Origin of the sequence: Streptomyces sp. NPDC056161 (genome assembly GCF_042268025.1) — a bacterium.
Lineage (GTDB): Bacteria > Actinomycetota > Actinomycetes > Streptomycetales > Streptomycetaceae > Streptomyces.
Genome location: NZ_JBHJUV010000003.1, coordinates 286,747 through 299,245, shown reverse-complemented (window position 1 = coordinate 299,245; position 12,499 = coordinate 286,747). Strand labels below are relative to the sequence as shown.

General features: G+C 72.7%; 7 protein-coding genes. 3 read left to right on the top strand and 4 right to left on the bottom strand.

From position 1 onward, the window contains the following. Window positions 1–139: 139 nt before the first annotated feature. Entirely contained in the window at window positions 140–1,567 is a 1,428-nt protein-coding gene (locus ACFC09_RS05015) for an alkaline phosphatase family protein (RefSeq protein WP_376524033.1), read from the bottom strand. Between the two features lie 312 nt (window positions 1,568–1,879). On the opposite strand from ACFC09_RS05015, the gene ACFC09_RS05010 reads away from it, so the two are divergent. From ACFC09_RS05010 to ACFC09_RS05000, 3 genes are all read left to right on the top strand, one after another. Then, complete coding sequence (locus ACFC09_RS05010) at window positions 1,880–2,875, top strand: GNAT family N-acetyltransferase (RefSeq protein ID WP_376524032.1); 996 nt, start codon at window positions 1,880–1,882, stop codon at window positions 2,873–2,875. Window positions 2,876–2,893: 18 nt separating this feature from the next. Beyond that, window positions 2,894–3,691 carry a sugar phosphate isomerase/epimerase family protein gene (locus ACFC09_RS05005; protein WP_376524031.1) on the top strand — a complete coding sequence of 266 codons (798 nt, stop codon included), beginning with the start codon at window positions 2,894–2,896 and terminating at the stop codon, window positions 3,689–3,691. 288 nt (window positions 3,692–3,979) lie between these two features. After that, a complete protein-coding gene (locus tag ACFC09_RS05000) occupies window positions 3,980–5,806 on the top strand; it encodes a glycoside hydrolase family 3 protein (RefSeq protein ID WP_376524029.1) in 1,827 nt (608 codons plus the stop codon). A 138-nt stretch (window positions 5,807–5,944) separates the two neighbouring features. Here ACFC09_RS05000 and ACFC09_RS04995 read toward each other — a convergent pair whose 3' ends face one another. From ACFC09_RS04995 to ACFC09_RS04985, 3 genes are all read right to left on the bottom strand, one after another. Then, the gene (locus ACFC09_RS04995) at window positions 5,945–7,384 is read right to left on the bottom strand and encodes a S28 family serine protease (protein ID WP_376524027.1); all 1,440 of its coding nucleotides are present in this window, start codon (window positions 7,382–7,384) and stop codon (window positions 5,945–5,947) included. A 169-nt stretch (window positions 7,385–7,553) separates the two neighbouring features. Beyond that, window positions 7,554–7,943 (bottom strand): hypothetical protein, encoded by a 390-nt coding sequence (locus ACFC09_RS04990; RefSeq protein ID WP_376524025.1) that lies wholly within the window; start codon window positions 7,941–7,943, stop codon window positions 7,554–7,556. Window positions 7,944–8,186: 243 nt separating this feature from the next. Continuing rightward, the gene (locus ACFC09_RS04985; RefSeq protein WP_376524023.1) at window positions 8,187–11,972 is read right to left on the bottom strand and encodes an ABC transporter ATP-binding protein; all 3,786 of its coding nucleotides are present in this window, start codon (window positions 11,970–11,972) and stop codon (window positions 8,187–8,189) included. Between the last annotated feature and the right edge of the window lie 527 nt (window positions 11,973–12,499).

The window sequence follows — 12,499 nt, the reverse complement described above, 5'->3', positions numbered from 1 at the left end:
CCCGCCCGGCGCACGCCGTGGCCCCGGCCCAAGGCGGCGGCGTGCGCAACGGCCGGGGCGCGGCGGCCGTGCGCGGCCTGCCCGCCGCGACGCGTGCGGAGGGAAGCGGCGTGCGCAACGGCCGGGCCGCGGCCCGGGACTACACGTGTGGCCTGCTGCCCTGCTCCTGCTGCGGGAAGCTCTGGTTCGCGCCCGGCAGGGTCGGCTTCGGCAGCGTCGCCACCTCTTCCTTCGCCTTCTCCAGTTGCGCCGCCGTGTCGTCCGGCAGTCCGGGCGCCTGCGGGCCGGCGTCCTGGAAGCGGAAGGCGCTGGTGAGGTCGCCGAAGGTGGACCGGCGCCAGGCGCTGATGTTCGGTTCCGCGACCCCCGTGAAACGCTCCAGGAACCGCAGCGACGAGGTGTGGTCGAAGGGCTCCGAGGCCACCCAGCCGCCCATCGTCCAGGGGGAGACGATGATGGCCGGGACCCGGAAGCCGCCGCCGATGGGCAGGCCGCCGATGAACTCGTCCTTCGTGCCGGCGGGCGGGGTGGGCGGCGGCACGTGGTCGAACAGGCCGTCGTTCTCGTCGTAGTTGAGGATGAAGGCGGTCTTGCGCCACACGTCCGGGTTGGCGGCGACGGCCTCGATCTTCGACGCCACGAAGGCGGCGCCGGCCGCGGGCAGGTAGTCGGGGTGCTCGGACTGGGTGCTGGTCGGAATGATCCAGCTCACGGCCGGCAGGCGGTCGCCTCGGGCGTCGTCCTCGAACGTGCCCGCCGGCTGGGGCCGCACGCCCCGCTCGTAGAGGTCGGAGCCGGGCTCGGCGTTCTTGAAGGCGGCGAACTGCTCCAGCAGGTTGCAGCCGTAGTCGTCGCTCTGCTGGTAGACCTTCCAGCTGACGCCCGCGGCCTGGAGGCGCTCGGCGTACGTCGTCCAGCGGTACGGCGACGGCGCGCTGTTGCTGGTGATGGGGCCGCCGTGGGTGCCGGCCGGGTCGATCGACCCGGTCATCCACATCAGCCGGTTCGGCCAGGTCGGGCCGAACACCGAGCAGAAGTAGGCGTCGCAGATGGTGAAGGTCTCGGCGAGCGCGAACTGGAACGGGATGTCGTCGCGGGTGTAGTAGCCCATGACGTAGGGGCCGTTGACGCCGTCCGCCTTGCGGTGGGCCGGCAGCCACTGGTCCATCTTGCCGTTGTTCCACGCCTGGTGCTGCACCGACCAGGCATGGCTGGTGGACGGGATGGCCTGGGCGCTCGACGCGTGGGTGTCGAGGTGGAAGGGGAGCAGGTACCCCTTCGGGTTCACGGTGTCGGGCTGGTAGAAGACGGAGCGTCCGGTGCCGAGTTGGAGCGCCTGCGGGTCGGCGAAGCCGCGGACGCCGGAGAGGGTGCCGAAGTAGTGGTCGAACGACCGGTTCTCCTGCATGAGCATGACGACGTGTTCGATGTCGCTCAGCGAACCGCCCTCCGGCGGCCCGGCGGCGACGGCCTTCTGGACGCTCGGTGGAAGCAGCGAGAGTGCCGCGGCACCGCCCAGCGCGCCGGCTGCCGAACTCAGGAGCCTACGGCGAGTCAACTCGGCCATGCTGTGCCCTTCATGAGAGTTCCCGTGGGCCGGACACAGGTCCGTCGCCCACTCTTCGCCCGTCATGGCGAGGACATCAGAGGCATGCGGTGAAGGGGGCGACAACGCGCGGAAAAAGGGGAGAGGTTGGCCAAGTCATGACCCTGGTCGCCGGGTTGTCGCCGGGACGTCGCCCCGCCGTCGGAAAGCGAGGCGGACGTCGGCCCGCCCGCTGGACGGCTGCCCGGCGCGGACGTACGCTCGAACCACACCATCTCTGACTGAGTCAGAGATTTTTCGACCGGGTCACCCATCGGACACCGAGGCCGCCTCATGACCGTCCAGGACATCCGCGCCTTCAACCGCTTCTACACGAACGTCATCGGCGCCCTCGACTACGGCCGCCACCTGTACGCCCCGTACACCCTCACCGAGTCCCGCATCCTGTACGAGCTGGCCAACTCCCGCCGTACGGACGCGGCCGACCTCCGTGCCGAGCTGTCCCTCGACGCGGGCTACCTGAGCCGGATCCTGAACAAGTTCGAGCAGGGCGGGCTGATCGAGCGCGCCCCCTCCGAGAAGGATCCCCGGCGGCGGCGCGTCAGCCTCACCCCGCGCGGGCGCGAGGCGGCCGCGCTGCTGGACGAGCGGGCCCGGGAGGCCGTCGACTCGCTGCTCGGCGCCGTGCGCCCCGGGGACCGGTCCCGTCTCGCGGAGGCCATGCACACCATCCGCAGCATCCTCGGGGACGGGCGGGCCGCGGGCGCCGAGGACCCCGAGGGCCGCAAGGACGCCGACGACGTGGTCCTGCGGGAGCCCGGTCCCGGCGACCTCGGCTGGATCGTGCAGCGCAACGCCGCCCTGTACGCCGCGGAGTACGGGTGGAACGCGGACTACGAAGGTCTGGTCGCCCGTATCGTCGCCGACTTCGCGCAGGACCACGACCCGCACCTGGAACGGGTGTGGATCGCCGCACGGCGGGGGGCCGCCGGCCCGGACGCGGCGGACGGCGGGCGGGGGCGGCCCGTGGGGTGCGTGATGTGCGTACGGGACGAGGCCCCGGCGACCGCCCGGCTGCGGCTCCTCCTCGTGGAGCCGGGAGCGCGCGGGCTCGGCGTCGGGGACCGGCTGGTCGGCGCCGTCGTCGACTTCGCCCGCGGGGTCGGCTACCGGGACCTGGTGCTGTGGACCAACGACGTGCTCGGCGCCGCCCGGCGCATCTACCAGCGGCACGGTTTCGTCCTGGTCGCCGAGAAGCCGCACCGCTCCTTCGGGCAGGACCTGGTCGGGCAGGACTGGCGGCTCGATCTGCGCGCGACGGGCGAGTGACGAGTAGGGTCCGTGGTCATGAAGCTCGCGTTCTCCACCCTCGGCGTCCCCGGACTGCCGGTATCTGAGGTACTGGCCCTCGCGACGGCGCACGGCTACCACGGCGTCGAACTGCGCGCCCATCCGGAGGAGCCGGTCCATCCGGGCCTCGGGCCCGCGGAACGTGCGGACGTGGCGGCCGCGTTCAAGGCGGCCGGGATCGAGGTGCTGGGCCTGGCCGGGTACCCGCGGGTCGCCGCGCCCGGCGCCGACGAGCCCGTGCTCGCCGAACTCCAGCACCTCCTCGAACTCGCCCATGACGTCGGCGCACCGTACGTCCGGGTCTTCCCCGGCGGGGGCGACCAGCCCGCGGCGGACGCCGACGCGGCGGCCGTCCGGCGGCTCGCCCGCGCCGCCGAGCGGGCGTCCACGCTGGGCGTCCGCATCCTCCTGGAGACCCATGACTCGCACCGCACCGGAGCCGACGCGGCCCGGGTGCTCGGCGCGGTCGACGACCGTCAGGTCGGGTCGCTGTGGGACGTGATGCACACCTGGCTGGGCGGCGAACAGCCCTCGGAGACCTACGCCTCGCTCGCCCCCTACCTCGGCTACGTCCAGGTCAAGGACATCGCCTCGGCCGAGGACACCACCCCGCTGCCGCTCGGCGCGGGGGTGCTGCCGCTGACCGAGTGCGTGGACGTACTGTGCCGGGACGGCTGGGACGGCTGGCTGTGCTGGGAGTACGAGAAGCGGTGGTACGAAGCCGCCGCCCCGCTCCCGGACCTGCTGGGCGCGGGCCGCGAACACCTCGTACGGCTGCTGAGCGAGGCGGCGTAGCCCCACGGCGCGCCCCTCCTGCCGGGCAGTCCGGCGTCCGTTCGCAGTCGGTGCCGGTGTCGATGCCAGTGTCGGTGCCGGTGCCGGTGCCAGTGTCGGTGCCGGTGCCGGTGCCGGTGCCGGTGCCGGGTCGGCGCGGTCAGGGTCCGGTGGTGGGGGGCGCTGGCGCGCCGGGTGGTGTGTGCTCCCTTGACTGGCAGAAACTTCCCGGATATTGGTGACACCTCGGAAGTTTCCTTCAGCCGATCACCACGCATCTCCACGGATCCCCCTCCGGAAGGAGCGCACGTGCCCGACACGAGCCCGGGAAACACCGCCCTCCCCTCCAGACGTACCGTCCTCGCCGCGACCGCGGGTGTCACGGCCGCGCTCACCGTCGGCGGGAGAGCGCACGCCGACTCCGGTCCCGGCGACAGACAGCTGCGCGCCCTGATCTCCCGGATGACCCTGGAGGAGAAGGTCGGCCAACTCTTCGTCATGCGGGTGTACGGGCATTCGGCCACCGCCCCCGACCAGGCCGACATCGACGCCAACCTCAACGAGATCGGCGTACGGACCGCCGCCGAACTGATCGCCAAGTACCGCGTCGGCGGCATCATCTACTTCACCTGGGCGCACAACACCAGGGACCCGCGCCAGATCGCGGAGCTGTCCAACGGCATCCAGCGGGCCTCCCTCGACCAGCCCCGCGGGCTGCCCGTCGTCATCGCCACCGACCAGGAGCACGGCGCCGTCTGCCGGATCGGCAAGCCCGCCACCCTCTTCCCGGGTGCGATGGCGCTCGGTGCGGGCGGCTCCCGTGCCGACGCCCGCACCCTGGGCCGGATCTCGGGCGAAGAACTGCGCGCGATGGGCGTCAACCAGGACTACTCCCCCGACGCCGACGTGAACGTCAACCCGGCCAACCCGGTCATCGGCGTGCGGTCCTTCGGGGCCGATCCGGACGCCGTCGCCGAGCTGGTGGCGGCCGAGGTGACGGGTTATCAGTCGGCCGGGGTCGCAGCGACCGCGAAGCACTTCCCCGGGCACGGGGACACCGCCGTCGACAGCCACTACGGCTTCCCCGTGATCACCCACAGCCGGGACCAGTGGGAGGAGCTGGACGCGGTCCCCTTCCGGGCCGCGATCAGGGCCGGCATCGACTCGATCATGACCGCGCACATCCAGTTCCCGGCCCTCGACGACTCGGGCGACCCGGCCACCCTCTCCCGGCCCATCCTCACCGGCATCCTGCGCGGCGAACTGGGCTACGACGGGGTCGTGGTGACCGACTCCCTCGGCATGGAGGGCGTGCGCACCAAGTACGGCGACGACCGGGTGCCGGTGCTCGCGCTCCAGGCGGGCGTCGACCAACTGCTCAACCCGCCGACGCTGGACGTGGCCTGGAACGCCGTGCTGAACGCCGTGCGCGAGGGCGAACTGACCGAGGCACGGCTCGACGAGTCGATCCTGCGCGTCCTGCGGCTCAAGGCCCGGCTGGGCCTGTTCGACGACCCGTACGCCGACGCCGAGCGGGTCGGCCGCACCGTCGGCACGGCCGCGCACCTGGCCACCGCCGACCGGATCGCCGACCGGACGACGACCCTGCTGGTCAACGCGGGCGGTGTGCTCCCGCTGTCCCACCGGACGCAGCGCAAGGTCCTGGTGGTGGGCGCCGACCCGGCCTCCCCGTCCGGTACGACCGGCCCGCCCACCGGCGTCCTGGCCGCCGCCCTCACCGAACTGGGCTTCACGGCCACCGCGCTCTCCACCGGCACGGACCCCTCCGCCGACGCCGTCGCCAAGGCGGTGGCCGCCGCGCGGGACGCGGACGCGGTGGTCGTGGCGACGTACAACGTCTCGGCGACGAGCACCCAGAAGTCCCTCGTCGAGCAGCTGCTCGCCACCGGGAGGCCGGTGGTGGCCGTCGCCGTGCGCAATCCGTACGACATCGCCCACCTGCCCTCCGTACGGGCCTGCCTGGCGACCTACTCGTGGACCGACGTCGAACTGCGCGCCGCCGCCCGGGTCATCGCCGGACGGGTCGCGCCCCGAGGCAGGCTGCCCGTACCGGTGCAGCGGGCGGACGACCCGGCCCGGGTGCTGTATCCGATCGGGCACGGGCTGACGTACTAGGCGCTCCGCCGGGAGTGCCGCGCCGTGCCGTCGGTCGTGCGCGACGCCGTCGTGGCCTGTCGCGCAGTTCCCCGCGCCCCTTCGGGGCGCCGGGGTGGGCCGCGCCCGCCGTCCGCAGGGCGGGCGCGGCCCCGTGCGTCACGGACGCAGCGCCGGTTCGCGCTCCACGTCCCGGACGTCCAGCCGGGCGTCGTAGCGGGCCAGCGGCTCGGCCGCCGACGGGTCCGCCCGGACCGCGGTCGACGCGACACCCGCCCAGTCCAGGATGCGGGCCGTGGCGAGCGTCTTCTCGTCGGCCACCAGACCGGCCACGTTGGCCCCGTGGTTCATGCCGGGCGCGGTGAAGACGTACGAGTCCCGGGCGCCCTTGCCGAGGTGGAACGGTTCGGCTCCCCAGGGGTCGTTCTGGCCGTAGACGAACAGCATGTGCGTGGCGTTGTGGCGGACCCAGGTGTCCACGTCGCGCATCACGTTCGGCTGGAACGTCATAGGGATCGACCGGGGCACGAAGTTCCGGGGCGGCTGGTAGCCGTACTTGATGTACTTCTTCTCGATGTACGGGAAGTGGATGGTCGGCGCGCCCAGCTGTGTACCCGCCTGGTAGTAGTACGGCGTGTACGTCTCCAGGCCCTGGTCGGTGTAGGCGGAGAAGCCGGAGATCGTGTCGACGGAGTCCCAGATCTCCTGGTCGGTGGCGTTCTTGGCATCCGCCGGGACGGTGTCGCAGTCGGGCAGGCCGCTGTACTGCCAGAAGCCCCAGACGTAGTCGAGGACGACGGCCTCGTAGGCGCGGTCCAGGCCGCCGATGGTGGCGAAGGTGTAGCCGTTGTCGGCGGCGTGGGCGGCGTAGGTCCGCTCCAGCGGCTGACGGCGCACCAGGGCCTCCCGCTGGACCGCGTTCAGCCGGTCCCGGCACTCCTTGGTGCCGACGGCCGCGAAGAACCGGTCGTAGGCCGAGTCCTCGTTGTTGACGACGTCGTTGGGGGCCACGTAGGCCACGACGCCGTCCATGTCGCGCGGGTAGAAGCGCTCGTAGTAGGTGGCGGTCATGCCGCCCTTGGAACCGCCCGTGGCGATCCAGTTGGCGGGGTAGATCTTCTTCAGGGCCTGGAAGATGCGGTGCTGGTCACTTGCCGCCTGCCAGATGTCGAGCTTCGACCAGTCGGCCGGGGACGGCCGGGACGGGGTGAAGAAGCGGTACTCCATGGAGACCTGGTTGCCGTCCACGATCTGGGTCGGCTCGCGGCGGCTTGGGGTGGTGGAGACGTTGTAGCCGCCGGTGTAGAAGACCGTCGGGCGGGAGACGTCCTTGTGCAGCACGGTGATCCGCTGCTGGAACGTGCCCTTGGCCGGGTTCCGGTGATCGACCGGCTGGGTGTAGGTGAGGACGAAGAAGCGGTAGCCGGTGTAGGGCTTCTCCTCGACCAGGCTCATGCCCGGGATCGCGAGGAGCTGCTCCTTGATGTCCGTGCTGCCGGTGGTGGCTGCGGACCGGGCTGTGGCGGTGGCCGTCCCCGCCGTGCTCAGCGTGCCTATGAGCACGGCGAGCGCGAGCAGCCATCTGAGCGACTTGCGCATGCACCCTCCCTGCGAGACAGATGTGCGCCGGAAGCTATCGGAGCAACTCGCTTCCCACCAGGGGGCATTGGCTCAGCACCAGGTCAGCGGGCCGACGGGGGCCGAGCAGGAGGCGGCCCGACGGGGTGCACGGGGACGGTCGAGCGGGTGGTGCCGGCCGCGGGTGGCGTCAGCACAGGATCCAGCCGGAACTGACCGAGCCGCTGCCCACCGAGCCTGTGACCCGTACGCACCGGTGCCCGGCGTGCACGGTGACCGGGCCCGCCCGGTACACGTAGCGGCCCTTGTCCACGACCGGGCGGTTGCCGCGCGCCTGCACGCTGACCGACATGGTGCGCTTGCCGCCGGGCCTGTCGGGGAGGGTGACCGCGCAGACGTAGCCGTCCCGCTTGTAGACGTGGACGGAGCCGGTGGTGAAGGGCAGGGTCTTCACCACACGCCCGGCGCACAGTTCGTCCGCCGCCCGGGCGCCGCCGGGCACCGCGAGCGCGAGTGCCCCGGAGGCGGCCAGCACGGCCGCCCCGAGCACCAGACGCCGCCGTATCGCACCACTGGCCACTTGTCTCGTCCCTCTCAGGTCACGGCCGTCGGACAAGGATCGGGCAGGGCTGCCGGACGGCTGAGCGCGTACTGCGGTTGCGTACGGATGTCGCGTACTGGTGTCACGTACTGATGTCACCTACTGGTGTCACGTACGGACGTCACGTACTGATGTACGGACGCACGGCACCCGTCGGACGGTTGCCTCACCACCGAGGCGGCGGGGGGCCTGCGGGGGCGGCGGCGTGCGGGCCGGGCGGCCTCAGCCGAGGGCGCCGACCGGCTCCTCCGGCTCGGCCTGGCCGACGAAGGTCCGCCACAGCTCGGCGTACCGCCCGCCGAGCGCCAGCAGTTCCTCGTGGGTGCCGTCCTCGGCGACCCGTCCGTGGTCCATCACGACGACCCGGTCGGCGCGGGCCGCGGTGGTGAGGCGGTGGGCGACGATCAGCGTGGTGCGCGCCGCGCCGCGTGCGGGCAGGCGGTCGGCCGACGAGTGGGCGGCACGGCGGCCGGAGAGGCGGTCGGTCGCCTGGTTGACCTGCGCCTCGGTGGCCAGGTCGAGGGCGGCCGTCGCCTCGTCGAGGAGCAGCACGTCCGGGTCGACCAGTTCCGCGCGGGCGAGCGCGATCAGCTGGCGCTGGCCCGCCGAGAGGTTGCGTCCCCGCTCGGCGACCTCGTGCAGATAGCCGCCGCCGAGCCGGGCGATCATGTCGTGCGCGCCGACCGCGCGGGCCGCGGCCTCCACCTCGGCGTCGGTGGCGTCGGGACGGCCGTAGGCGATGGCGTCGCGGACGGTCCCCTGGAAGAGGTACGCCTCCTGCGGGACCACGCCCAGCCGGTGGCGGTACGCGGTGAGGTCGAGGTCGCGCAGGTCCCGCCCGTCGATCGTGACCCGGCCGCCGGTCGGGTCGTAGAACCGGGCCACCAGCTTGACCAGGGTCGACTTGCCGGCCCCGGTCTCGCCGACGAAGGCGACGGTCTGCCCGGCCGGTATCCGCAGGTCTATCCCGGTGAGGGCGGCCTCGCCCGGCGCGTCGGTGCCGTCGGCGCGGTAGGCGAAGTCGACGTTCTCGAAGGCCAGGTCGCCGCGCAGGGAGGGCACGTCGAGCGGTGCGCCGGCGGCCTTCGTGGACGTCGGCTCGCGCAGCAGTTCCTGGATGCGGCCGAGGGAGACGGTGGCCTGCTGGTAGCCGTCGAAGACCTGGGAGAGCTGCTGGACCGGCGCGAAGAACAGGTCGATGTAGAGGAGGTAGGCGACCAGGGCGCCGGTGGTCAGGGTGGCCGCCTCGATCCTGCCCGCGCCCGCGATCAGTACGGCCGCGGCGGCCACCGAGGCCAGCAACTGGACGAAGGGGAAGTAGACGGAGATCAGCCACTGGCCGCGGATGCGGGCGCCGCGGTAGCTGTCGCTGCGCTCGGTGAACCGGCGCAGGCCGTCCCGCTCGCGCCGGAACGCCTGCACGATCCGCAGCCCGGACACCGACTCCTGGAGGTCGGCGTTGACCACCGACACCCGCTCACGGGCCAGTTCGTACGCCTTCACGCTGGCCCGGCGGAAGAAGAAGGTGGCGACGATCAGCGGCGGCAGGGTGGCGAAGACGACCAGCGCGAGCTGTACGTCGATCACCAGCAGGACGACCATGATGCCGAAGAAGGTGACGACCGAGACGAACGCCGTGACCAGGCCGGTCTGCAGGAACGTGGAGAGCGCGTCCACGTCCGTGGTCATCCGGGTCATGATCCGGCCGGTCAGCTCCCGCTCGTAGTAGTCGAGTCCGAGCCGCTGGAGCTGGGCGAAGATCTTCAGACGCAGCGAGTACAGGACGCGTTCGCCGGTGCGGCCGGTCATCCGGGTCTCGCCGATCTGCGCCGCCCACTGGGCGAGGACCGCGACCAGCGCGAGCAGCGAGGCCGACCAGACGGCGCCGAGCGCCGTACGGGTGACGCCCTGGTCGATGCCGTGCCGGATCAGGACCGGCAGCAGCAGGCCCATGCCCGCGTCGACGGCGACGAGCAGCAGGCTGACGAGCAGGGGCGGGCCGAAGCCGCGCAGCAGCAGCCGCAGGCCGTACGACCGCTCGGGCCGCACGGCCCGCGCCTCGTCGATGCCGGGGGTGTCGTCGGCCGGGGGCAGCGCCTCGACCTGAGCGAGCAGTTCCGGGGTGGCCGGGGTGCCCGCGAGGGCGGTGTCCTTCGGTGCGCGGTCGCCGGTCCACAGGCGCGGGGTGACGCCGCGCTCGGCGTCGAACTCGGCGTCGAGTTCCGCGCGGACGGAGGTGTCCTCGGGGAGCGCCGCGGGTTGGGTGTGGCCCGGGGAGACGCCGCCGAGTTCGTCGGGGTCGGTGAGGAGGCGGCGGTAGAGGGCGGACCGCTCCTGGAGTTCGTCGTGGGTGCCGAGGTCGGCGAGCCGGCCGTCTTCGAGGACGGCTATCCGGTCGGCGAGGCCGAGGGTGGAGCGGCGGTGCGCGATGAGCAGGGTCGTACGGCCCGCCATGACCTGCTTCAGCGCCTCGTGGATCTCGTGCTCGACCCGGGCGTCCACGGCGGAGGTGGCGTCGTCGAGGACCAGCAGCCGCGGGTCGGTGAGCAGGGCGCGGGCGAGCGCGATGCGCTGGCGCTGGCCGCCGGAGAGGGTGAGGCCCTGTTCGCCGACCTTGGTGTCGTAGCCGCCGGGCAGTTCCGCGATGAAGCGGTCCGCCTGGGCGGCGCGGGCGGCCAGCTCGACCTCCTCGGCGGTGGCGTCCGGGCGGCCGTAGGCGATGTTGGCGCGCACGGTGTCGGAGAAGAGGAAGGAGTCCTCGGGGACCAGGCCGATGGCGGCCCTCAGGGAGTCGTACGTCAGCTCGCGCACGTCGTGGCCGCCGATCAGGACGGCGCCGTGGGTGACGTCGTAGAAACGCGGCAGCAGCAGGGAGACCGTGGACTTGCCGGAGCCGGAGGAGCCGACCACGGCCAGGGTCTCGCCCTCGGGTATCTCGAAACTCAGCCCGCGCAGGACGGGGTGCTGCGGGTCGTATCCGAAGGACACGTCGTCGAACTCGACGGTCGCGGGCGCGTCCGCGGGCAGCGTCCTGGTGCCCTCGCGCAGGCCGGGCTCGGTGTCGATCAGTTCCAGGACGCGTTCGGTGCCGGCGCGGGCCTGCTGGCCGATGGTGAGCACCACGGCGAGCATCCGGACCGGGCCGACCAGCTGGGCCAGGTAGGTGGAGAAGGCGACGAAGGTGCCGAGGGTGATGTGCCCGCGCACGGCGAGCCAGCCGCCGAGGGCCAGCATGGCGACCTGGCCGAGGGCGGGGACGGCCTGGAGGGCGGGTGTGTACCTGCTGTTCAGCCGGATCGTCCGCAGCCGCCCCGCGAACAGCCTGCGGCCCACCTCGCGCAGCTTCCCGGTCTCCTGCTCCTCCTGCCCGAAGCCCTTCACCACGCGTACGCCGCTGATGGCGCCGTCGACGACGCCCGCGACGGCGGCGGCCTGGGCCTGCGCGTACCAGGTGGCGGGGTGCAGCCGGGTGCGGCTGCGCCGGGCGATCCAGCCGAGCGCGGGGGCGACGGCGAGCGCGACCAGGGTCAGCGGCAGCGACAGCCAGGCCATGACGACCAGGGAGACCAGGAACAGGAGGACGTTCCCGATGGTCATCGGGAGCATGAACAGCAGGCTCTGGATCAGCTGGAGGTCGCTGGTGGCGCGGCCGACCACCTGGCCGGTGGACAGCTCGTCCTGGCGGCGCCCGTCGAGACGGGTGATCGTCCCGTACATGTCGGTCCGCAGATCGTGCTGGACGTCGAGGGCGAGCCGGCCGCCGTAGTAGCGGCGCACGTAGGCGGACACGTAGACCACCAGGGCGGCACCGATCAGGGTGCCCGCCCAGGGGGCCATGGCGCGGCTGTGGTCGCCGATCACGTCGTCGATGATCACCTTGGTGGCCAACGGGACCAGTGCCATCACGGCCATGCCCGCCAGTGAGGCGCCCAGGGCCAGGACGACGTCCTTGGGATACCGCCAGGCGTATCCCGCCAGCCGCCGTGCCCATCCCGGTTGAGGTGTCACCCCGGTGCCTCCCCTTCATCCTGGTCTACCGCACAGCACCAACGCGCTGAGCACCGGATTTCATCCCGCCGCAACAAAGCGCTCCGCTGGGTTGGGCGGGGTTGTCGAGGTGGCGCCGCCAGGGGGAGCAAGGGTTTTCTGGGGTGGTGGTGGAGTTTCGGCTCCGGCCGGGGGGTGGTGGTCGTTCGGCCCCGGCCGAGGGGGGGTGGTCGTTCGGCCCCGGCCAAGGGGGGGGGTGGCTGGGCGCGCAGTTCCCCGCGCCCCTTCGGGGGCGCGCCTGGGCCTCCGCTCCGGTGCGGGCAACGGTCCGGTGGGGTGCCCAGGCCGCACCGCCGCGGGGGACACGGGGGCATCGGTCCGCGGCTTGTCCGTGGCTGGGCGCGCAGTTCCCCGCGCCCCTTCCGGGGACGCGCCTGGGCCTCCGCTCCGCTGCGGGCAACGGTCCGGTGGGGTGCCCAGGCCGCACCGCCGCGGGGGACACGGGGGCATCGGTCCGCGGCTTGTCCGTGGCTGGGCGCGCAGTTCCC